The organism is Luteibacter sahnii, from assembly GCF_034063545.1.
Taxonomy (GTDB): domain Bacteria; phylum Pseudomonadota; class Gammaproteobacteria; order Xanthomonadales; family Rhodanobacteraceae; genus Luteibacter; species Luteibacter sahnii.
The window spans coordinates 716,114-737,993 of the sequence record NZ_JAQLOK010000002.1 but is presented as its reverse complement, the minus strand read 5'-3'; the positions used below and the strand labels follow the sequence as shown (position 1 = coordinate 737,993).

Here is a 21,880-nt window from a genome sequence, read left to right as displayed (position 1 = left end):
CCGTCCCTTGCGCCCCCACGTTCTATCCCCCATCCCCACGTCCGCAACCAATGACGACAACTCCCGCTAGCACCCGTTGAACCCACCCGCCCCCACCCGCATTTCCCGTGGCAGAGGCGGTCGCGGGGGAGGGCCCCGGGGGCGCCGGAATCTTTGGAGACATCACCATGCGAATGGACAGACTCACGTCGCGGTTCCAGCAGGCGCTGGCCGACGCACAGTCGCTGGCCGTCGGCCGCGACCACAACATGATCGAACCCGTGCACGTCATGGCCGCGCTGCTCGACCAGCAGGGCGGTTCGACCGCGCCGTTGCTCACCCAGGCCCAGGTCAACGTGCCGGCCCTGCGCCAGCGCGTGGGCGAGATCCTCGACCGCCTGCCCAAGGTGAGCGGCCAGGAAGGCAACGTGAGCATCGGTAACGACCTCAGCCGCGTGCTCAACCTCACCGACAAGCTCGCCCAGCAGCGTGGCGACCAGTTCATCGCCAGCGAGCTGTTCGTGCTGGCGGCGCTGGACGACCGCGGTGAACTTGGCGGCGCGATGAAGGCGGCCGGTGCCACGAAGCCGCGCCTGGAAGCGGCCGTGGATAAGCTGCGCGGCGGCGAGAAGGTGCAGTCGGAGAACGCCGAGGACCAGCGCCAGGCCCTGGAGAAATACACCATCGACCTGACCGAGCGTGCGGAGAGCGGCAAGCTCGATCCGGTGATCGGTCGCGACGAGGAGATCCGCCGTACGATCCAGGTGCTGCAGCGGCGCACCAAGAACAACCCCGTACTCATTGGCGAGCCCGGCGTCGGCAAGACCGCCATCGTCGAGGGCCTCGCCCAGCGCATCGTCAATGGCGAGGTGCCTGAAGGGTTGCGCGACAAGCGCGTGCTCTCGCTCGACATGGGGGCGTTGATCGCGGGAGCGAAGTTCCGCGGCGAGTTCGAGGAACGCCTCAAGGGCGTGCTCAATGACCTCTCCAAACAGGAAGGCCGGGTCATCCTCTTCATCGACGAACTGCACACGATGGTCGGTGCCGGCAAGGCCGATGGCGCGATGGACGCGGGCAACATGCTCAAGCCCGCGCTCGCCCGCGGCGAGCTGCATTGCATCGGCGCGACCACGCTCGACGAATACCGCAAGTATGTCGAAAAGGACGCCGCGCTCGAACGTCGCTTCCAGAAGGTGTTCGTCGGCGAGCCGAGCGTGGAAGACACCATCGCCATCCTGCGAGGGCTGAAGGAGCGCTACGCCGTACATCACGGCGTGGAGATCACCGACCCGGCGATCGTCGCCGCGGCCACGCTGTCGGCGCGCTACATCCCGGATCGCCAGCTGCCCGACAAGGCCATCGACCTGATGGACGAAGCGGCGTCGCGCATCCGCATGGAGATCGACTCCAAGCCCGAGGAACTCGACCGCCTCGAGCGCCGCCTCATCCAGCTCAAGATCCAGCGCGAGATGCTGAAGAAGGAGCATGACGACGAGTCGAAGCAGCGCCTGGCCGCGCTCGAGGCCGACATCGAAAAGCTCGACCGCGAATTCTCCGATCTCAACGAAGTCTGGAAGTCCGAAAAGGCCACCCTGCAAGGCGCCACGAAGATCAAGGAACAGATCGAACAGGCCCGTGTCGAGCTCGAGGCCGCGCAGCGCCGCCAGGATTACGGCGCGATGAGCGAGATCCAGTACGGCCGGCTGCCTGCGCTGGAGGCGCAACTGGCCGCGGCGCAGCAGGCGGAGAAGCAGGACTTCACCCTGCTCCAGGATCGCGTCACCGCCGAGGAGATCGCCGAGGTCGTCGCCCGCTGGACGGGCATCCCCGTGGCGAAGATGCTCGAGGGCGAGCGCGAAAAGCTGCTGCACATGGAAGACGCGCTGCACGCGCGGGTGGTCGGCCAGGAGGAGGCCGTGCGGGCCGTGTCCGACGCGATCCGTCGGGCGCGGGCCGGGCTGTCCGACCCCAACCGTCCGTACGGCTCGTTCCTGTTCCTCGGCCCGACCGGTGTCGGCAAGACCGAGCTGTGCAAGGCGCTGGCCGATTTCCTGTTCGATACCCAGGACGCGATGGTCCGCATCGACATGAGCGAGTTCATGGAGAAGCACTCCGTGAGCCGGCTGGTCGGCGCGCCCCCGGGCTACGTGGGCTATGAGGAGGGCGGCTACCTCACCGAGGCGGTGCGGCGCCGTCCTTACAGCGTGATCCTGCTCGACGAAGTCGAAAAGGCCCATCCGGATGTCTTCAACATCCTTTTGCAGGTGCTCGACGACGGTCGCCTCACCGATGGCCAGGGCCGCACGGTGGACTTCCGCAACACGGTCATCGTCATGACCTCCAACCTCGGCTCCAACCTGATCCAGGAACAGGCCGGCGACAGCGAGGCCGATTACCTCCAGATGAAGGCCTCGGTGCTGGGCGTGGTACAGGCGCACTTCCGCCCCGAGTTCATCAACCGTCTCGACGACCTCGTGGTGTTCCGCCCGCTGGACAAGACGCAGATCCGCGCCATCGCGCGCATCCAGCTCGATTACCTGCGCAAGCGCCTGGGCGACCGGCAGCTCGGTTTGCACGTCACCGACGCCGCCCTCGACCTGCTGGGCAGCGCGGGCTTCGATCCGGTGTACGGCGCCCGCCCGCTCAAGCGCGCGATCCAGCAGCAACTGGAAAACCCGCTGGCGCAGCGCATCCTGCAGGGGGCGTTCGCGCCCGGTCAGACGGTGACGGTCGACGCGGACGGCAGCCGCCTTCGCTTCGACGCCGCCTGACGAAACCCGGTGCGCCCTGCGTGCGGTCGGCGGCCCCGATCGCGCGCTGGGCGCGGTCCTACGGGATAATGTCCCGCTGACGCCTTTGCGAGATCCCTCCCATGCCCATCTACGAATTCCAGTGCCAGGCCTGTGGCCACCGCTTCGAGCGCCTGCAGAAGATCTCCGATGCCGATCCGTCCACGTGCCCGAGTTGCGGCGAACCGCGCGTGGGCCGCCTGCTGAGCGCGCCCCAGTTCCGCCTTGCCGGCGGCGGCTGGTACGAGACCGACTTCAAGAAAGACGGCGACAAAAAGCGCAACCTCGCCGACAGTCCGGGCAGTGCCGCCGCGCCGGCACCCGCGGCCGCCCCGGCGCCGGCACCCGCTCCCGTCCCATCAACGTCGTCCGCCGACTGAACGTCCGTTCGGACCGCAAGAAAGCGTTCAATCCGCGTTGCGTTTTCTTGCGATAGCTTACGCCCCGACGATCCGTCGCATCTGACATGGGAGTAGGGGTATGCGTGCTTTTCTGTATGGCCTTGCCGTCGCGGCGCTGGCCGTCGCGGCGGGTACGGCGTCCCCGGTGGCGCAGGCGCAGGGCTACGGGTATGGCGGCGATACGCGCGATTGCGGCAGCGGCGACAACCGTCCCGGCAGCTGCCGGGTAGGCTGGCGCGACGCCCGGCTGGTCCGGCAGGACTCCCGCGCGCCCTGCATCCGCGGGCAGACCTGGGATATCGAAGACGGCGTGATCTGGGTCAACCAGGGCTGCCGCGGCATTTTCGCCGCGGCCGGCGGCTGGGGTGGCGGTCGCCCCGGATGGGACGGCGGTCGCCCGGGTTGGGGCGGCGACCGGCCCGGCTGGGGTGGCGATCGACCGGGTTGGGGTGGAGGCCGTTACCAGGAAATCGATTGCGGCAGCCATGACAACGGTCGCGGTTTCTGCCCGGCCGATACCCGCGGTGGCGTGCGCCTGCTGAGGCAGAACTCCGACGCCCGCTGCGCCGAAGGCTACAGCTGGGGCGCGACGCGCGACGGCATCTGGGTCGATCGCGGTTGCCGTGGCATCTTCGGCGTGGGCGGTCGCTGAGGCACCCATGGGCGCGAGGAAAAGCCCCGGATCTGCTACGATCCGGGGTCTTTTCCCCACGCCATTCACCGCCTTGGGGCGGCCGGAGCTTCAAGCGCATGCGCACCCATTTTTGCGGCCTCATCGACGAGTCGCTGATCGGCAAGGACGTGACCCTCTGCGGCTGGGTCAACACCATTCGCCTCCAGAGCCATACCGCCTTCGTCGACCTGCGCGACCATGAGGGCATCGCCCAGGTCGTGATCGAGCGCGACAACGCCGCCGCCTTCGCCATCGCCGGGGAGCTGGGCTACGAATACGTGGTAAAGGTCACCGGCCAGATCCGCCGGCGCATCTCGGTCAACGACAAGCTCAAGACCGGCACGGTCGAGCTTCTCGCCGAGCGCGTGGAGATCCTCAATGCCGCGCGCGACCTGCCGTTCGCGCTGCACGAGACGCCCAACGACGACATGCGGATGACCTACCGCTACCTCGACCTGCGCCGTCCGGAGATGCAGCACATGATGCGCACGCGCACCGCGTTGGTGCGTGCCCTGCGCCGCTACCTCGACGCGGCCGGCTTCCAGGACATCGAAACGCCGATCCTCACCAAGGCCACGCCCGAGGGCGCACGCGACTACCTCGTGCCCAGCCGCGTGCATCCGGGCCAGTTCTACGCGCTGCCGCAGTCGCCGCAGCTGTTCAAGCAGATCCTGATGATGGCGGGCTTCGACCGCTACTACCAGATCGCCCGCTGCTTCCGCGACGAAGACCTGCGCGCCGATCGCCAGCCGGAATTCACCCAGCTCGACCTCGAGTTCGCCTTCGTCGAAGAGCATCATGTGCAGGATTTCGTCGAAGACCTCATCCGCCACGTGTTCCGGGAGGTGCGTGGCGTCGAGCTCGACGCCCGGTTCCCGCGCATGACCTATGAAGAGGCCATGCGCCGCTTCGGCTCCGACAAGCCCGACCTGCGCAACCCGCTCGAACTGGTCGACGTGGCCGAGGCCGTGAAGCACATCGACTTCAAGGTGTTCGCCGAGCCGGCGAACGACCCCGCCGGCCGCGTGGCCGCCCTGCGCGTGCCCGGCGGCGCCGAGCTGTCGCGCAAAGACATCGACGGCCTCGCCGAATTCGCCGGCAAGTACGGCGCCAAGGGCCTGGCCTGGCTCAAGGTCGACGACCTCGCCAAGGGCCGCGAAGGCATCAACTCGCCGGTGGCCAAGTTCCTCGACGACACGGCCCTGGCGCAGGTGCTGGCGCTGACCGGCGCCGCCAACGGCGACATCGTGTTCTTCGGCGCGGGCCGCTGGAAGACCGTCACCGACTTCATGGGCGCGGTGCGCCTGAAGGTCGGTCGCGATCGTGGATTCGTCGAAAACGCCTGGAAGCCGCTGTGGGTCACCGACTTCCCGATGTTCGAATACGACGACGAGGCGCAGCGTTTCGTCGCGCTCCACCACCCGTTCACCGCGCCCAAGGTCGATGACATCGCCGACCTGCGCGCCAACGCCGCCGTGGCGGTGAGCCGCGGCTACGACATGGTGCTCAACGGCAACGAGATCGGCGGCGGGTCGATCCGTATCCATCGCCCCGAGATGCAGAGCGCCGTGTTCGATCTGCTCGGCATCGGCGCGGACGAGGCCGAGGCCAAGTTCGGTTTCCTGCTCAAGGCGCTGCGCCTGGGCGCGCCGCCCCACGGCGGCCTGGCATTCGGCGTCGACCGCATCGCCGCCCTCATGGCGGGCACCGAATCGATCCGCGACGTCATCGCCTTCCCCAAGACCACCAGCGCGCAAGACCTGATGACCGACGCGCCCTCGGCGGTCTCCGAGCCGCAGCTGAAGGAACTGCACGTGCGGGTGGCCGCGGAGGCGCCGAAGGCCTGAACGGCCGGTCCCCGATGAATGCCCCGACGCCCATCGACGTACTCCTGCTCCACGGCCTGTGGATGCGCGGGTTCGCGATGGCGATGCTGCATCGCCGCCTGCGCGACGACGGCTTTCGCGTGCATCAGTTCGAATACATGAGCGTCGCGGCGCCCCCGGAGCAGGCGATCGAACGTCTGCGCCGGCGTATCCGCCAACTCGCGCCCGGCCCCGTGCACGTCGTGGGGCACAGCCTGGGCGGCATCCTCGCCCTGCTGGCGTGTCGCGACGACGACCTCCCCGTCGGCCGCATCGTCTGCCTCGGCTCTCCGCTCAACGGCAGCGGCGCCGCCCGCGGCCTCACCCATAGCTGGGGCGGCGACATGCTCCTGGGTCGTTCGCGCGAGCTGCTCGAGCACGGCCTCGAACGCTGGGATGGCCCACGCGAGGTGGGCATGATCGCGGGCCGTCAGCCCATGGGACTCGGCGCCCTGGTCGGCGAACTGGGCGACCAGCACGACGGCACCGTCGGCGTGGAAGAAACCCGCCTGCCGGGATTGGCCGCCCACTGCGTGCTCGAAACCAGCCACACGGGCATGCTCGTCTCGGCTGACGTGGCGCGCCAGGTAGCGGTGTTTCTGCGGGAAGGGCGGTTCGATGCGTGAGGTGGCGGGGGCAGTGCGGCGGCCAGCGTGAGCCGCGTCAAGGGCGCACCGAGGGCGCGTCCAGCGCCCGACGCCAGCCCCCCAGCGCTGGCGAACGTCGGGAGCGGTCGCCCCGCTTCGCTCCTCCCATCCCCATCCCATCACACACTTCCGCTAGAATCGCGCCCCTGTCCGTCCGGTATCGCCAGGAATCGAACATGGGTAGAGGCCCGTCCATCGAAGGTCGCAAGAACGCCGAAGACGCCAAGCGCGCCAAGGTGTTCACGAAGCTGATCCGTGAAATCACCATCGCCACGCGTGGCGGGGTGCCCGACCCTGCCGGCAACCCGCGCCTGCGCGCGGCCGTCGACAAGGCGCTGGCCGCCAACATGACCAAGGACACCATCGAGCGCGCCATCAAGCGTGGCTCCGGTGCCGACGGTGGTGCGGACATGCACGAGATCCGCTACGAGGGCTACGGCCCGGCCGGCACCGCGCTGATCATCGACTGCGTCACCGACAACCAGACCCGCACCGTCGCCGACGTGCGCGCGGCGCTGACCAAGCTCGGCGGCAACATGGGCACCACCAATTCGGTGGCGTTCCAGTTCACCCGCGTGGGCCAGGTGGTGGTGCATACCGGTGGCGACGCCGACGTCGAGGCCAGGCTCGAAGAAGCCGCCATCGAAAGCAACGCCGAAGACATCGTCATCGAGAACGGCATGGGCACGGTGCTGCTCGCGGCGGATCCGATCGCGGTGGAGGCCATGCGCAAGGCCCTGGCCGCGGCGGGTTTCGACGTCGACGGCTCCGACGTGGTGATGCGCCCCAACGGTCCCCTCGTCACGCCCACGGGCGAGGCGCTGGAGCAGTTCCTCAAGCTGCTCGCCCGCCTGGATAGCCTCGACGATGTCGACGAGGTCTACCACAACGCCGTGCTACCGCAGGACGCGGACGACGAGTGAGGCCGTCACGGCCTCCTTCGTACCCGCCCGTGTCACGCCCTTAAGTCATGACCCGCATCCTCGGCATCGACCCGGGCAGCCAGCGAACCGGCGTCGGCGTGATCGACGTGGCCGACAACGGCGCGCTCACCCACGTATGGCACGGCGCGCTGACGGTCACGGGGGAAGACACCTTTCCCCTGCGCCTGAAACGCATTTTCGACGAGCTCTGCGCGGTCATCGGCACGCACGGCCCGGCGGAAGCCGCGGTCGAGCGCGTGTTCATGTCGCGCAACGCCGACTCGGCCCTCAAGCTGGGCCAGGCCCGCGGCGCCGCCATCTGCGCGATCGTGAGTCAGGGCATCGGCGTGCATGAATACGCCGCGACCGAGGTCAAGCAAGCGGTGGTCGGCACCGGTCGCGCCGACAAAACCCAGGTCCAGCACATGATCGGGATGATCCTCGGCCTGAAGGGTCCGCTGCAGGCGGACGCAGCCGACGCGCTGGCGATCGCGATCGCCCATGCGCATACCCGTTCCAGCATCCAACGCGTGGGCATCCCGCGCACCGCATGGAGACGTCGCCGATGATCGGTCGCCTGCGCGGCATCCTTATCAGCAAGCAGCCGCCCTCGCTCCTCATCGAGGTGGGTGGCGTGGGTTACGACGTCGACGCGCCCATGTCGACCATCTACGACCTCCCGGCCACGGGCAAGGAAGTGACCCTGCTTACCCATTACGCGGTGAAGGAAGATGGCGTCGCGCTCTACGGTTTCCTGCGCGAAACCGAGCGGGCGATGTTCCGCAACCTGCTCAAGGTCAGTGGCATCGGCGCGAAGATCGCCCTGGCGGTGCTCTCCGGCGTCGCCACCGACGAGCTGTCGCGGCTGGTGCACGCCGGCGACGTGGTCGCGTTGACCAAGATCCCGGGCATCGGCAAGAAAACCGCCGAGCGCATGGTGGTGGAACTGCGCGATCGCGTCGATGCCGTGGGCGTGCGCCTGCCCGCGTCGACGGTCCACGGTGAGGCCTTGCCGGCCGATCCCGCGGGCGAGGCCACCGTCGCGCTGCAGCAACTGGGCTACAAGCCACCCGAAGCCGCACGCCTCGTCGCCAAGGTGGCGGCGGAAGGCGATTCGGCCGAAACCATCATCCGCAAGGCGCTTCGCGCCGCGCTGGGGAGTTGATTCCATGGGCATGACCCACCAGGACGAACTGCGCAACGCGCACGGCAAGAAGCTGGCCACGCTCGCGCTGGGCGCCATCGGCGTCGTGTTCGGCGACATCGGCACCAGCCCGCTCTACACCATGAAGGAAACCCTCGGCACGCATGGCATGACGCCGCACCCGACGGCGGTGCTGGGCGTGTTGTCGCTGATCTTCTGGTCGCTGCTGATCGTGATCTCGCTCAAGTACGTCACCTTCGTGATGCGTGCCGACAACAAGGGCGAGGGCGGCATCATGGCGCTCATGGCCCTGGCGCAGCGCAGCGTCGCCGGATCGGCGCGCGCCCGTTGGGTGCTGGCGGCCATTGGCATCTTCGGCGCCTCGCTGTTCTATGGCGACGGCGTGATCACGCCGGCCATGTCGGTGCTGTCGGCGGTGGAGGGCCTGGAGGTGGCGGCACCCGACCTCGACGCGTGGATCCTGCCCATCTGCCTGGTGATCCTCCTGGCCCTGTTCGCGATCCAGCGCCACGGCACGAACCTCGTGGGCAAGGCCTTCGCGCCGGTCATGTGCGTGTGGTTCGTGGTGCTGGCCGTGCTCGGCATCCACCAGATCGTCATGCACCCGCAGGTGCTGCTCGCGCTCAATCCGACCTACGGGGTGGCGTTCTTCATCGACCACGGCAAGCAGGCCTTCATCGCCCTGGGCGGCGTGGTGCTCGCCCTTACCGGCGGCGAAGCGCTGTACGCCGACATGGGTCACTTCGGCAAGCGGCCGATCCGCATCGCCTGGTTCGGCTTCGTGCTGCCCGCGCTGCTGATCAACTATTTCGGCCAGGGCGCGCTGCTTTTGCACGACCAGACCGCCATCGAAAACCCGTTCTACAAACTGGTGCCCGAAAACCTTCTCTACCCCATGGTGGCCCTGTCCACGGCCGCGGCGGTGATCGCCTCGCAGGCGGTGATTTCCGGGGCCTTCTCGATGACCCGCGAGGCCATGCAGCTCGGTTACTCGCCGCGCATGGCCGTGGTGCACACCTCGCGCGAGATGTCCGGGCAGATCTTCGTGCCCTGGATCAATCGCCTCCTGCTGGTGCTGGTGGTGCTTGCGGTGCTGGGCTTCCGTTCGTCGAACAACCTGGGCGCGGCCTACGGCATCGCGGTGACCGGTACGATGACGATGACCACGCTGCTCGCGCTGGTCGTGGCCAAGCGCCGCTGGAACTGGAACTGGCCCGCCGTGATCATCGTCGGGGCGATCTTCCTCGTCGTCGATCTCGCCTTCTTTGGCGCGAACGCCCTGAAGATCGCCCATGGTGGCTGGTTCCCGCTCGTGCTGGGCGTGGTGATCTTCGCGGTGATGACCACCTGGCGCCGCGGCCGCGACCTCGTGGTGCGCGAGATCAAGCAGTCCGGTCTCGCGCTGGAGCCGTTCGTGGCGAACATCGCCGACCATCCGCCGCTGCGCGTGCCCGGCACCGCGGTGTTCCTCACCGCGAACCAGAACGCGGTGCCGCACGCGATGCTGCATAATCTCAAGCACAACAAGGTGCTGCACGAGCGCAACGTGCTGCTCACGGTCGAGATGCTCGAAACCCCGGTGGCCGAGCACGACGAGCGCATGGAGCTGATCGACTACGGCGGCGAGTTCTACGGCCTGCAGCTGCGCTATGGCTTCGCCGAAGACCCGAACATCCCGCTCTCGCTGACCCGGGCCAGCGCGTTGGGAATGGATTTCGACATGATGGACACCACGTTCTTCCTGTCGCGCGAAAACATCGTGGCCGACGCCCGCCGGCCTGGCATGGCCCTGTGGCGCGACAAGCTGTTTGCCTTCCTGGCCCGCAATGCCTTGCCCGCGACGGCGTTCTTCCAGATTCCGGGAAACCGGCTGATCGAACTCGGGGCGCAGGTCGAGATCTGACCCAGGCGTGACGCGCCCGGGAGCGCGCCTTGCGCGCAACCGGGCGTGCCATAATCGCGCCATGTCCGAGCACCGCATCATCTCCGCCGCCGCCGCCATGGACGACGAGGCGCTGGAAGCCAGCATCCGCCCGAAACGGCTCGCCGAATACCTCGGCCAGCAGGCGGTGCGCGAACAGATGGCCATCTACATCGAGGCCGCCAAACGGCGGGGTGGGGCGCTCGACCACACGTTGATCTTCGGACCGCCGGGCCTGGGCAAGACCACACTCTCGCACGTCATCGCGAACGAACTCGGGGTCAACGTGCGCTCCACCTCGGGGCCGGTGCTCGAACGCGCGGGCGATCTTGCCGCGCTGCTGACCAACCTCGAGGCGCACGACGTGCTCTTCGTCGACGAGATTCATCGCCTGTCTCCCGTGGTGGAGGAGGTGCTGTATCCGGCGATGGAAGACTTCCAGATCGACATCATGATCGGTGAGGGCCCCGCCGCCCGCTCGATCAAGCTCGACCTTCCCCCCTTCACGCTGATCGGCGCCACCACCCGCGCCGGCCTGCTCACGGGGCCGCTGCGCGACCGTTTCGGCATCATCCAGCGCCTGGAGTTCTACAGCGTCGACGAACTGGCCGCGATCGTCCGCCGCGCGGCGCGCATCATCGGTGTGCCGTGCGACGTGGACGGCGCGATGGAAATAGCCCGCCGCTCGCGCGGCACGCCCCGCATCGCCAATCGCCTGCTGCGTCGCGTGCGCGACTACGCCGAGGTGCGCGGCGACGGCCGTGTCGACCACGCCACGGCGCGTGCCGCCACCGACATGCTCAAGGTCGACGCCCAGGGTTTCGACGACCTCGATCGCCGGCTCCTGGGCACCATCATCGAGAACTTCGACGGGGGGCCGGTCGGCGTCGAGTCGCTGGCCGCCGCACTCAGCGAAGACCGTGGCACGCTCGAGGATGTGGTCGAGCCCTACCTCATCCAGCAGGGATACCTGATCCGCACGGCGCGGGGTCGCATGGCGTCGGCCAAGGCCTGGCGCCACCTCGGCCTGACCCCGCCGCCACGGCAGGCCGCCACGCCCGACCTCTTCGCGGGCGATCCATGAGCCGCTTCACCTGGCCGGTGCGCATCTATTGGGAAGACACCGACGCGGGCGGCCTGGTCTATCACGCCAACTACGTGCGCTACATGGAGCGTGCCCGCACGGAATGGATGCGCGCCCAGGGCATGGACCAGCGGACCTTCCGCGAGACCACCGGCCTGGCCTTCGTCATCCGCGACATGCAGCTCGATTTCTTGCGGCCGGCCCGTCTGGATGATGAACTCCTGGTGAGCGTCGACGTCAAAGAGCGTCGTTCAGCCAGTATCCTTTTCGATCAGGCAGTCGTTCGCGGGGATGCGGTCCTGGTGCGCGCCACGGTGCGTGCGGCCTGCGTCAACCTCGACACGATGCGCCCGGCGCTGGTGCCGGACGGCCTGTTCCTGTCCTGATTTCCTGTTACCTAAGCCTTTGAATTACTGGCGGAGAGCCTTCTTGCGATGAACGGTGGACTCAATATTTTCAAGCTGGTCGCGGAAGCGAGCCTGCCTGTGCAGCTGGTCATGCTGCTCCTGCTGGTGTTCTCGTTCCTCTCGTGGGTGATCATCATCCGCAAGTACGCCCAGCTCAAGGAAGCCCACGCCAACGCCGAGGCCTTCGAGGACCGCTTCTGGTCCGGCGCCGACCTGGCCGCCCTGTTCCGCGAGGTGGGCAACCGTGACGGCCAGCACGGCATGGAAAACATCTTCGAGGCCGGCTTCCGCGAGTTCGCACGCCAGCGCCAGCGTCGCGTCACCGACGCGAACCGCATCATGGAAGGTTCCGAGCGCGCCATGCGCGTGGCCGGCACCCGTGAGATCGGCAAGCTCGAGCAGAACCTCGAATTCCTCGCCAACGTCGGTTCGATCAGCCCCTACGTGGGTCTGTTCGGCACGGTGTGGGGCATCATGGGCGCCTTCCAGGGCCTGGGCGAGATGAAGGACGTCACCATCTCGGTCGTCGCCCCGCACATCTCCGAAGCGCTCATCGCCACGGCCATGGGCCTGTTCGCCGCCATCCCGGCCGTGTGGGCCTACAACCGCTACGCCACCCGCGTCGAGCGCGTCGCCTCGCGCTACGAGGTCTTCCAGGAAGAATTCTCCTCGGTGCTGCAGCGCCAGATCCATACGGACGAGGCCTGAGCCCGGAGTTTCCCGATGCGTACTACCCACCGCAGGCATAAGCGGAAGCTCAAGTCCGAGATCAACGTCGTGCCGTACATCGACGTGATGCTCGTGCTGCTGATCATCTTCATGGTCACCACGCCGATGATGAATCTCGGCGTGGACATCCAGCTGCCCCAGACCAATGCCAAGTCCCTGCAGGACAAGAAAGACCCCGTCGTGGTCTCGGTCGACGCCGAGGGCCAGGTCTACCTGACCGCCAACGGCGCCAAGCGCGAGCAGGTCAGCATCGACGAGTTCAAGAAGAAGATCACCGCCTTCCACGACGCCAACCCCGAGCTGCAGGTGCTTCTGGCCGGCGACGACCGCGTGGGCTACGGCAAGGTCTACCAGATCCTCCCGATCCTCCAGGAAGCGGGCATTTCCAAGATCGGCCTCATGAGCCAGCCGCAGTCCGCGCAGAATGGAAAACCGTAACGGCACGTCCATCGCGGTCTTCTGGGCCGCGATCCTCCACATCGGCATCGCGGCCTTCCTCTGGCTCGCGGTGACCTCGTGCACGTTCTGGGAGGAGTGGGGCGACCGGCTGGGGATTCCGCGCGAGTGGAACCCGCTCAAGTGCGAGGCACCCATCCTGCTGCCGGGCCAGCCAATCGAGGCGACCCTCGTGGGGCCGACCGGCGCGCCGCCGCCCAAGCACACGCAGAAGCCGGTGCCTAACACGGTGCCTCCGCCGCCCGCCCAGCCCACGCCGACCCCGCCGCCGCCGGAGAAGCCCAAGGTCGAGACCTTGCCGCCGCCGCCGAAGAACCCGGCCCTGAAAGACCAGGAAAAAGTCGTCGACGACGCGGTGCAGAAGGCCGAGGACGCCAAGCGCCTGCAGGAAGAACAGCAGCGCCAGCGCCAGGCCGAGATCGACGCCCAGGAAGAAAAACGCAAGGAAAAACAAAAGCAGATCGACGACATCTTCAAGCAGCTGGACGCCGCCAAGTCGCAGACCAAACAGGCGGACACGAAGAAGAAGCAGGCCGAGCAGCAGCTTAAGGACCTCGCCAACGCTAAGGACGACGGGCGCGAGGACCTCCCCTTCGCCGAGAAGGCCCAGAGTGGCCAGAACGGCAAGGACGACAGCAAGCAGGCGGCGTACATCGCGGCGATCCAGAACGCGGTCACCCAGAACTGGCTGCGGCCGGAGAACATCGGCTCCGGTGCCTGCATCGTCCACGTGGTACAGATCCCGGGCGGCCAGGTGCTGAGCGCCAAGGTCGATCCGACCTGTCCGTTCGACGGCCCCGGCCGCGCCTCGCTCGAAAACGCGGTGCTCCGCGCCCAGCCCCTGCCGTACCAGGGCTTCGAGGATGTGTTCCAGCGCAACCTCACCTTCACGTTCAGGCCGTAATGATGCCCAGGCGCTCTCGCGACCCCGATCGGCGCGAGGGCATTCAGAAACAGGTCAGTCAGATGCATCGGAGCCCGCTTAACATTCGGGCGCCCCTTTCCCTACAGGTCGCAATGAATCAGCCCATGCGCAAGACGATCTTCCGCTTCGCCGCCGCCCTCGTGGCGCTGGCCGCCCTCGTGGCCGGTCCCGCCGTCGCCCAGTCGCTCAACGTGGAGATCGCCAAGGGCGTGGCCACGGCGACCCCGATCGCCGTGGTACCGTTCGCCCAGGCCGGCGGCGCACCGCTGCCCACCGACGTCGCCGACGTCATCCGGGCCGACTTCAACCGCTCGGGCAAGTTCCGCTCGCTCGACAAGAACGACATCGTCGAGACGCCCTCCAAGGGTGCGGACATCAAGTTCGCCACCTGGCGCCTGCTCAAGCAGGATTACCTCACCATCGGCCGCATCAGCGACGCCGGCGGCGGTATGGTCAAGGTCGAATACGAGCTGTGGGACGTGAACCGCCAGCAGAGCCTGCTGGCCCAGTCGTTCACCGCCCCCGTGGGCGACCTGCGAGGCGTGGCCCACCAGATCGCCGACCAGATCTACGAAAAGATCACCGGCGTGCGTGGCGCCTTCTGGACGCGCATCGCGTACGTCACCGCGGTGGGCACCGGCAACAACACCACCTATTCGCTGATCGTCGCCGACTCCGACGGCTACAACCCGCAGGTGGTCGCCCGTTCGCGCGAATCGCTGCTCTCGCCGGCCTGGTCGCCGGACGGCAGCAAGATCGCCTACGTGTCGTTCGAAAGCGGCAACTCGGCGGTGTACATCCAGAATATCTCGACCGGTTCGCGCAGCCTGATCGCGTCGCACCCCAAGGGCATCAACAGCGCCCCGGCGTGGTCGCCGGACGGCAGCAAGCTGGCGGTGAGCCTGTCGTACGTAGGTAACCCGGAGATCTTCGTGATCGACGTGGCGAGCAAGAAGGAAAGCCGCATCACCAACAACTTCGCGATCGATACCGAGCCCGTCTTCACCCCGGATGGCCAGAACATCATCTTCACCTCCGACCGTTCCGGCAAGCCGCAGCTCTACCAGACCTCGATCTCTGGCGGGAACGCCCAGCGCATCACCTTCCAGGGCGGATTCAACGCCAGCGCCGCCGTCAGCTTCGACGGCAAGCAGATTGCGATGGTGCAGGGCAACGGGAACGTGTATCGTATCGCCATCATGGACCGTAGCCTGGGCGATCAGGTGCGTTTCGTCTCCCCGGGTAACGTGGACGATTCGCCGAGTTTCGCGCCCAACGGCAGCATGCTGCTTTATGCGGCGTCGCAAGGTACGCGAGGCGTACTTTATGCGGTTTCGGCAGACGGTCTGGTACGCCAGCGTCTCGTGCTCTCGGACGGCGACGTCCGTGAGCCGGCATGGGGGCCCTATCGACAGCGCTGAGGGCGCGCCCGCAAGGGCAGCGACGTCGGCAACGTCCATGGAAGGGCGCGGTCCTACCGCGCCCTTTCTGCGGGCGTAAGGAATAATGGAACACCCGACGGTCACCTGTGGGCTGTCGGAGCGAAGGCGTAGGGTGCGGGACAGCGCCCCGTCGACGTGGAAGCAAGTAGAAAAACAGCCGGACAACCGGCGGTGCCTGTCCCGAAACCGTAATCGACTGTCGGAACTCAACTGTTGAAGGAACGTCCCATGAACAAGACCGTTACCATCACCCTGGCTGCCCTGCTCTGCGTGGGCGCGGCTGCTTGCTCCAAGAAGCAGGTCAAGACCCCGCCGCCGGCGGAGTCGGCCCCGGTCACCCAGACCCAGGCTCCCACCAACGATGGCAAGTATCAGCCGTCCGATCTCGACACCGACGCTTGCCTGCGTCAGCGCGTCGTGTACTTCGACTTCGACAAGAACGACGTCAAGCCGGAGTTCCAGCAGATCATCGCCTGCCACGCCAAGTACCTGCGTGACCGCCCGATGTCCGCCATGACCCTCGAAGGCAACACCGACGAGCGCGGCACCCGCGAGTACAACCTCGGCCTCGGCGAGCGCCGTGGCAATGCCGTCTCCAGCGCCCTCCAGGCCGCTGGCGGTTCGGCCGGCCAGATCAACGTGACCAGCTACGGCAAGGAAAAGCCGGTCTGCCGTGAGCACAACGAAGACTGCTGGGCCAAGAACCGTCGCGTTGAGATCGTCTACACCGCGAAGTAAGCAATGAAGAAGACACTGGCTAACAGTTTGACGGCCAGGCTTGGCGTGGCGGGCGCGATCGCGTCCGCCACGCTGTTTGCTCTGCCCGCCTCCGCCCAGGATCGCCTCAGCCTCGCCGACCGCGTGTCCCGGCTCGAGCAGCAGGCCCAGGCCAGCGCGGGCAGCACTTCCCTGGTCAACCAGGTGAGCGATCTTCAGCAGCAGGTCTCCCAGCTCCAGGGTCAGATCGAAGAGCTGCAACACCAGAACAAGCAACTCCAGGATTCCCAGAAGGCGCAGTATGCGGACGTCGATTCGCGTCTGAGCCGTCTCGAAAAAGCCGGCGCCTCAGCACCGGCAGCCGCCGCTGCTCCGGCAGCGGCCGCCGCTACGGCGTCGGCCCAGGGTGCCGCACCCGCCCCGACGGACAGCGCGCCCGCGGCCGCCCCGGCGTCCGCATCCAGCAGCCCCGGCCAGGCGTCGCCGGCCGAGCAGACCGCGTACGACGCCGCGTTCAAGTCGCTGCGTGGCGGCGACTACGTCACCGCGTCGCGCGGCTTCCGCGAATTCCTCACCAAGTACCCCGACAGCCCGCTGGCGCCCAACGCCTACTACTGGCTGGGCGAGTCGTACTACGTGACCATGAATTACCCGGTAGCGATCGAGGCGTTCCAGCGCCTGGTCAAAAACTACCCGCAGAGCGAAAAGGTCTCCGACGGCCTGCTCAAGGTTGGCTATTGCCAGATCGAGCTGAAGCAGCAGGATGCCGCGGTGGCCACGCTCAAGCAGGTCATCGCCAAGTATCCCTCCAGCAAGGCCGCCGGCCTCGCCCAGGAACGCCTGCGTCGCCTGCAGCGCCAGTCGGCCAACTGATCCGATGAACGGCAACACCGCAACGCCGGCGGCCGTTCCGCCGGTCGCTCCCGTCCCGGAGCGTCTGCGGATCACCGAGATATTCCACTCCGTGCAAGGCGAGGCCGATGCGATCGGCTGGCCCACCGTGTTCGTTCGCCTCACCGGCTGCCCGCTGCGCTGCGTGTGGTGCGATACGGAATACTCCTTCCACGGCGGCCAATGGCACGACATCGACGCCATCGTCGCCGAGGTGGCCCGCTACGGCGCGCGGCACGTCTGCGTCACGGGCGGTGAGCCGCTTTCGCAGAAGCGATGCCTGATCCTGTTGCGCAAGTTGTGCGACGCCGGCCACGAGGTGTCACTGGAGACCTCCGGTGCGCTAGACGTCGCCGCGGTCGATCCCCGCGTGCGCAAGGTGATGGACCTCAAGGCGCCAGACTCCGGTGAAAGCGCCCGCAACCTTTGGTCCAACCTCGACCACCTGCGTCCGCACGACCAGGTGAAGTTCGTCATCGCCAGTCGTGGCGACTTCGAATGGTCGCGCGACGTCGTGCGCGAACACGCGCTCGACACCAAGGCGATGGTGCTGTTCTCCCCCGTGTGGGGCAAGGTCGAGCCGCGCGAACTGGCCGAGTGGATTCTCGACGACCGTCTGCCGGTACGTTTCCAGTTGCAGCTGCACAAGCTGCTGTGGAACGACGCGGCCGGCCACTGACACAGGAAAGACACCCATGAATACCCCCAACGCGTCGCGCAAGGCCGTCATCCTCGTTTCCGGCGGCATGGATTCCGCGGTCACGATCGCGATGGCCCGCGAGCAGGGCTTCGAGGTGTATGCCCTGAGCGTTGCCTACGGCCAGCGGCACAGCTCTGAACTCGAAGCGTCCGCCCGGGTATCGCGCCTGCTCGGCGCGGTCACCCACAAGACCGTGCACGTCGACCTGCGCAGCATCGGCGGCTCCGCGCTCACCGCGGATATCGACGTACCCGAGGATGGTGGCGACGGCATCCCGGTGACCTACGTGCCGGCGCGCAACACGATCATGCTGTCCATCGCGCTGGGTTGGGCCGAAGTACTCGGCTCGTCCGACATCTTCTGCGGCGTCAACGCCGTCGACTACTCGGGGTATCCCGATTGCCGCCCCGCCTTCATCGAGGCATTCCAGACCCTGGCCAACGTCGCCACCAAAGCGGGTGTCGAAGGGGCGGGCTTGCGCATCCACGCACCGCTGATGCACATGGGCAAGGGTGACATCGTCCGCGAGGGCCTGCGCCTGGGCGTGGATTTCGCCGAGACGGTCAGTTGCTACCAGGCCGACGCACAAGGGCGTGCCTGCGGTCACTGCGACGCCTGTCGTCTTCGCGCCGAAGGTTTCGCCAAGGCGGGCGTGCCGGACCCCACGCGCTACGTCTGACGGCCCACGCCGCCGTCGCATGGGCGATGGCTGAACAGACTCCCGTGGAGTGATCGGCGGTCGGTCAACGACGTAGCACGTGCCTCGTTACCCGGCGAACATACCCACGCCGAGCGAGGCACCGATCCATGAAGCTGACGTCGAAGTCCACCCTGTTCGTGTTCGTCCTCGGTATCACGCTGGCCGCCGGGCAGGCAATGGCCCAGGCCGCCCCTCAGGCCAACGTGCCGGGACATCCCCGGGTCAACGAGGTCAACCAACGCCTGGACAACCAGCAGAACCGCATCGATCAGGGTGTGGCGAGCGGCACGATGACCCAGAAGCAGGCCGTCCGCGACGAAACGCAGGACGCCAATATCGCTCGCCGCGAAAGCGTGGACGAGGCCAGGCACGGCGGCCACCTGACCAAGGCCGAGCAGAAGCGCCTCAACCACTCGGAAAACCAGGACAGCAAGCGCATCTACCGCCAGAAGCACTGACGTCGACCTTCAAGCATGCCATTGCTGTCCTCCGCCACGTAACCGGGCGTCGGGTGTGGTCTGCTAGAACACCTGGGCGACCACGAGTGCGAAGAGCGCGGTCTTGCCTGCGACGGTGGGAAACCTGCGAACGTAATCGCAGGTTTCCTGTACGGATCGGGTAACGAAGGCATCCACGGTCTCCCCGACCGCGGGTTTGCAATACCACGTGGCGCAGGCCAGTTCGAATCCGTTGGCGGTGTTGTAGAACACGTCCCCACCTATCACCGCCACTCGTTCTCCGACGAGGGTCTGCGCCGCGGCGATCGCGTCGTCTGCTGTCAAAGCGATGTCTTCGGTATGAAAGGCTTCCATCATGGAAATGCCTTGCCCGGAAAGGATGCGCGAGTAAGCGGCAGGAAGGCTCATAACGAGTTAGTTGCGATGAATGGACCGTGTTTCGCCACGTTATACATGGGCGTTCGGCCTACGTGTTCGGTCGCGCGATGTCGTCCAAATATCGCGAGCGTACGAACCTATTTTGCGCAGCGGGAGGTGGTCGACGGGCACTACGCACGATGACCGCAGGCCACGGGCGCCTAGTTTGTGGAAAGGAGGATTTGTGTCGTCCGGGGAACCGTCTAGTCCGGGCGGAGCAGCCTTTTTCAGATCGGCACCTCCGAGCGCCGATGGTCCGGGCATGGAGAAGAGCCGGTATGAAAAACGCCCGCCAACGGGCGGGCTTCGCGTCGTTCACCAGAGGGCTTCACGCCTGACGGCGGAGGTCGCCAGCGAGAGAAGGTGTCTCGCTGAACTCCTTCTCACGCTGCTCGGCATACTCGAGCCGATCGGCCAGGATGGTCTTGATTTCTCCCGTGGCCCAGCGCTCCAACAGGTCGCGGATCATGGGCTGATATCCGACACCATGATACTTCGCGATTTCCTTCAGCACGCCCAGCAAGTGCTGCGGCAGGCGGATGGAGATGGGCTGCATATTGACGCCGGCAGCCTGGGCGATGGCCAGCGCGTCTTCACGACTGACCTGGTGGGCATGCTTCGCAACGTTGCCAAGCACGCCATTCTCCCAGTTCTCTGCGGATCCCGGGATTTTCTTACTCATCTTCTATTCCTCCAATGGCCAGCACGGCGGGAGCTTCCCGAGCTCCCTGTACAGGTCCAGATGCGATTGGCTGCTGGGTTCGAAAGCGGTCTTGATCTCGATATCGCCATTCTTCAGCATGAAACAGACCTTCAGCATTCGATCGCGGTTCGTGGGGGCCATGAACCACCGGGTGGGGGGATCGGTGCGGTGTTCTTCCCGATCATCCTCGAAGTACAGACCTTCGCCGTTGGCAAAGCACTCCATCACCTCTTTCTGGGTCACTCTGTGCTTATCGCGGAGCTTTTCGATCACGTCGGGGGAAAAGTGGAACCCCACGGGGCATGCCTCCTAGGTAGGTTGCTTATTGTATATACGCGACTTGACAGCTTCAACAGGTCAAATTGTGGAACGTATATACATCGTTTGCCCGTATATAGCGGTTGAGGTGCATCTTCACAATGGGGCTTGACCCTATCCATGTGTGCGTCTGGCCCTAAGTATCCGCGGGCGCGCCACCACCGATCTGTCCCAGGTGAGTACCGATGCTCGTTCCTGGCATCGACGGCGGCGGGGCGATCTAGGGAACACACGGGGCATCCCCTGGTCAGCACACTACGGCAAGGAAACGGTAGCTGCGCTTCGGCAGGCGGTTATCGGTACAGCCAGTGAACAAATCGAACTGAAATATCGCTGGCGCACGGGCACGCTTCCACGTGGAAGCCGCCCCTGCCGGATGGGAGCGGTCTCACCATGCGATGGGATGAATGGCGGGGTATATGCGGAATTTTGGCGCGAATAACGCTCGATATTCGGACGCAAGTGTTTGCATTGGTGGGTCGTGACGGACTCGAACCGTCGACCTACGGATTAAAAGTCCGCTGCTCTACCGACTGAGCTAACGACCCATGCGCATGTAGCCGGCTAGTTTAGTCGGCGGGGGGAGGGGGCACAAGTCGCGGCTCAGGTGGCGACGGCGATGGCTTGCACCGAGTGTCCCGAGGCACGCCAGGCGTCGATGCCGCCGGTGAGCGGGCGGACGTGTCCGAAGCCCAGCTTCGTGAGGCGTTCCGCCACCTTGGCGGCGGAGACCTCGTTCGGGCACGAGCAATAGATGACCACCGAGGTGTGGCGGGGCAGGGTGGCCAGGTCCGTGTCGGCGCTGGCGAAGTCGAACAGGCGGGCGCCGGGAATCACGAAGGGATCGTCGCGACGACTCGTCGCCGACCGCACGTCGACGATCAGGGCGCCGGGATCGCGCGCCAGGAGTCGCGACAGCTCGTCCACGGAAATGCGGCTGCGGCGCAGGCTGGCGATCAGCAGGGCACGGCGGACGAAGCGGAAGGCGATCCACAGCACGAGCCCCGTCACCGCGAGCGCGGCCAGGCCCACGCCGAACTGGCGCAGGAGGCCAAGCACCGCGTCGATCTGGCGGTAGAAGATCATCCCCGCCGACAAGCCCACGAGCACCCACAGCGCTGCTCCGGCCAGGTCATAGACCGTGAAGCGGGAAAACCGCGTATCGCCCGCGCCGGCGATCGGGATCGCGACCAGCGACAGGCCGGGCACGAAGCGGGAGATCAGGAGCAGCTTCACGCCGCGCTTCTCGAAGAAGCCGCTCGCGCGGCGCACGCACGTGTCTGGCGACAGGGACACCCGGCACAGCCCATCGAGCACGCGATAGCCGAAGCGCCGCCCCGCGAGAAACCAGGCCGCGTCGCCCGCGAAGGCGCCCAGGAGCGCGCCAAGGAAGGTGGGCACCACGAGCCACGGCGAGGGCGCGGCGGCGAGGCCGGCGCCGACGAGAATCAGGGTGGGCATCGCCGGCACGGGAAGACCGATCGCCGCCGCGAGCGTCCCCGCGAACGCCACCAGGGGCGCGGTATCCGACCAGTTGACGCTCACCACGACCTGAACCTCGACACATGCC

24 protein-coding genes and 1 tRNA gene are annotated in these 21,880 nt (G+C 66.6%); 20 read left to right on the top strand and 5 right to left on the bottom strand.

Translation table 11 applies throughout. The features are described 5' to 3' along the window. Nucleotides 1-167: 167 nt before the first annotated feature. The 20 genes from clpB (at nucleotide 168) to PI246_RS08665 (ending at nucleotide 18,872) form a co-directional block, all read left to right on the top strand. A complete protein-coding gene (gene clpB, locus PI246_RS08760) occupies nucleotides 168-2,750 on the top strand; it encodes an ATP-dependent chaperone ClpB (RefSeq protein WP_320550879.1) in 2,583 nt (860 codons plus the stop codon). A 101-nt stretch (nucleotides 2,751-2,851) separates the two neighbouring features. Further along, on the top strand, nucleotides 2,852-3,148 hold the full coding sequence (locus PI246_RS08755; RefSeq protein WP_320550878.1) for an FmdB family zinc ribbon protein: 297 nt from the start codon (nucleotides 2,852-2,854) through the stop codon (nucleotides 3,146-3,148). Nucleotides 3,149-3,248: 100 nt separating this feature from the next. Then, the gene (locus PI246_RS08750) at nucleotides 3,249-3,821 is read left to right on the top strand and encodes a DUF3011 domain-containing protein (protein WP_320550877.1); all 573 of its coding nucleotides are present in this window, start codon (nucleotides 3,249-3,251) and stop codon (nucleotides 3,819-3,821) included. A 98-nt stretch (nucleotides 3,822-3,919) separates the two neighbouring features. After that, a complete protein-coding gene (aspS, locus tag PI246_RS08745; protein WP_320550876.1) occupies nucleotides 3,920-5,689 on the top strand; it encodes an aspartate--tRNA ligase in 1,770 nt (589 codons plus the stop codon). A gap of 14 nt (nucleotides 5,690-5,703) precedes the next feature. Then, on the top strand, nucleotides 5,704-6,333 hold the full coding sequence (locus tag PI246_RS08740; protein ID WP_320550875.1) for an esterase/lipase family protein: 630 nt from the start codon (nucleotides 5,704-5,706) through the stop codon (nucleotides 6,331-6,333). Nucleotides 6,334-6,530: 197 nt separating this feature from the next. Further along, nucleotides 6,531-7,277, top strand: coding sequence for a YebC/PmpR family DNA-binding transcriptional regulator (locus PI246_RS08735; protein ID WP_320550874.1), 747 nt, complete (start codon nucleotides 6,531-6,533; stop codon nucleotides 7,275-7,277). A gap of 47 nt (nucleotides 7,278-7,324) precedes the next feature. Beyond that, nucleotides 7,325-7,846, top strand: a complete 522-nt coding sequence (ruvC, locus tag PI246_RS08730) for a crossover junction endodeoxyribonuclease RuvC (RefSeq protein ID WP_320550873.1) — start codon at nucleotides 7,325-7,327, stop codon at nucleotides 7,844-7,846. Continuing rightward, nucleotides 7,843-8,442 (top strand): Holliday junction branch migration protein RuvA, encoded by a 600-nt coding sequence (gene ruvA, locus PI246_RS08725; RefSeq protein ID WP_320550872.1) that lies wholly within the window; start codon nucleotides 7,843-7,845, stop codon nucleotides 8,440-8,442. The genes ruvC and ruvA overlap by 4 nt, the downstream gene beginning before the upstream one ends. Before the next feature lie 4 nt (nucleotides 8,443-8,446). Further along, nucleotides 8,447-10,345 carry a potassium transporter Kup gene (locus tag PI246_RS08720; RefSeq protein WP_320550871.1) on the top strand — a complete coding sequence of 633 codons (1,899 nt, stop codon included), beginning with the start codon at nucleotides 8,447-8,449 and terminating at the stop codon, nucleotides 10,343-10,345. 61 nt (nucleotides 10,346-10,406) lie between these two features. Then, entirely contained in the window at nucleotides 10,407-11,447 is a 1,041-nt protein-coding gene (ruvB, locus tag PI246_RS08715) for a Holliday junction branch migration DNA helicase RuvB (RefSeq protein WP_320550870.1), read from the top strand. Beyond that, a complete protein-coding gene (ybgC, locus tag PI246_RS08710) occupies nucleotides 11,444-11,833 on the top strand; it encodes a tol-pal system-associated acyl-CoA thioesterase (RefSeq protein ID WP_320550869.1) in 390 nt (129 codons plus the stop codon). The genes ruvB and ybgC overlap by 4 nt, the downstream gene beginning before the upstream one ends. A gap of 48 nt (nucleotides 11,834-11,881) precedes the next feature. Further along, a complete protein-coding gene (gene tolQ / locus PI246_RS08705; RefSeq protein ID WP_320550868.1) occupies nucleotides 11,882-12,562 on the top strand; it encodes a protein TolQ in 681 nt (226 codons plus the stop codon). 15 nt (nucleotides 12,563-12,577) lie between these two features. Beyond that, entirely contained in the window at nucleotides 12,578-13,021 is a 444-nt protein-coding gene (gene tolR, locus PI246_RS08700) for a protein TolR (protein ID WP_320550867.1), read from the top strand. Then, nucleotides 13,008-13,943: a cell envelope integrity protein TolA gene (locus tag PI246_RS08695; protein ID WP_320550866.1), complete on the top strand. Its 936-nt coding sequence runs from the start codon at nucleotides 13,008-13,010 to the stop codon at nucleotides 13,941-13,943. The genes tolR and PI246_RS08695 overlap by 14 nt, the downstream gene beginning before the upstream one ends. Before the next feature lie 125 nt (nucleotides 13,944-14,068). Continuing rightward, nucleotides 14,069-15,385 carry a Tol-Pal system beta propeller repeat protein TolB gene (gene tolB, locus PI246_RS08690; RefSeq protein WP_320550865.1) on the top strand — a complete coding sequence of 439 codons (1,317 nt, stop codon included), beginning with the start codon at nucleotides 14,069-14,071 and terminating at the stop codon, nucleotides 15,383-15,385. A gap of 249 nt (nucleotides 15,386-15,634) precedes the next feature. Next, nucleotides 15,635-16,144, top strand: coding sequence for a peptidoglycan-associated lipoprotein Pal (gene pal, locus PI246_RS08685; protein WP_320550864.1), 510 nt, complete (start codon nucleotides 15,635-15,637; stop codon nucleotides 16,142-16,144). A gap of 3 nt (nucleotides 16,145-16,147) precedes the next feature. Further along, nucleotides 16,148-16,996 (top strand): tol-pal system protein YbgF, encoded by an 849-nt coding sequence (ybgF, locus tag PI246_RS08680; protein WP_320550863.1) that lies wholly within the window; start codon nucleotides 16,148-16,150, stop codon nucleotides 16,994-16,996. Nucleotides 16,997-17,000: 4 nt separating this feature from the next. Continuing rightward, nucleotides 17,001-17,693 (top strand): 7-carboxy-7-deazaguanine synthase QueE, encoded by a 693-nt coding sequence (gene queE / locus PI246_RS08675; RefSeq protein WP_320550862.1) that lies wholly within the window; start codon nucleotides 17,001-17,003, stop codon nucleotides 17,691-17,693. 16 nt (nucleotides 17,694-17,709) lie between these two features. Further along, nucleotides 17,710-18,393, top strand: a complete 684-nt coding sequence (gene queC, locus PI246_RS08670) for a 7-cyano-7-deazaguanine synthase QueC (RefSeq protein ID WP_320550861.1) — start codon at nucleotides 17,710-17,712, stop codon at nucleotides 18,391-18,393. Nucleotides 18,394-18,521: 128 nt separating this feature from the next. Next, nucleotides 18,522-18,872: a hypothetical protein gene (locus PI246_RS08665; RefSeq protein ID WP_320550860.1), complete on the top strand. Its 351-nt coding sequence runs from the start codon at nucleotides 18,522-18,524 to the stop codon at nucleotides 18,870-18,872. A gap of 63 nt (nucleotides 18,873-18,935) precedes the next feature. Here the strand turns inward: PI246_RS08665 and PI246_RS08660 are convergent, their stop codons facing one another. The 5 genes from PI246_RS08660 to PI246_RS08640 form a co-directional block, all read right to left on the bottom strand. Continuing rightward, the gene (locus PI246_RS08660) at nucleotides 18,936-19,280 is read right to left on the bottom strand and encodes an Imm40 family immunity protein (RefSeq protein ID WP_320550859.1); all 345 of its coding nucleotides are present in this window, start codon (nucleotides 19,278-19,280) and stop codon (nucleotides 18,936-18,938) included. A 337-nt stretch (nucleotides 19,281-19,617) separates the two neighbouring features. After that, nucleotides 19,618-19,971, bottom strand: coding sequence for a hypothetical protein (locus tag PI246_RS08655; protein WP_320550858.1), 354 nt, complete (start codon nucleotides 19,969-19,971; stop codon nucleotides 19,618-19,620). A gap of 3 nt (nucleotides 19,972-19,974) precedes the next feature. Continuing rightward, nucleotides 19,975-20,289, bottom strand: a complete 315-nt coding sequence (locus PI246_RS08650) for a BrnT family toxin (RefSeq protein ID WP_320550857.1) — start codon at nucleotides 20,287-20,289, stop codon at nucleotides 19,975-19,977. 493 nt (nucleotides 20,290-20,782) lie between these two features. Beyond that, nucleotides 20,783-20,858: transfer RNA gene (locus PI246_RS08645), tRNA-Lys, on the bottom strand. A 55-nt stretch (nucleotides 20,859-20,913) separates the two neighbouring features. Beyond that, nucleotides 20,914-21,855, bottom strand: a complete 942-nt coding sequence (locus tag PI246_RS08640) for a DedA family protein/thiosulfate sulfurtransferase GlpE (protein WP_320550856.1) — start codon at nucleotides 21,853-21,855, stop codon at nucleotides 20,914-20,916. Nucleotides 21,856-21,880 lie beyond the last annotated feature (25 nt).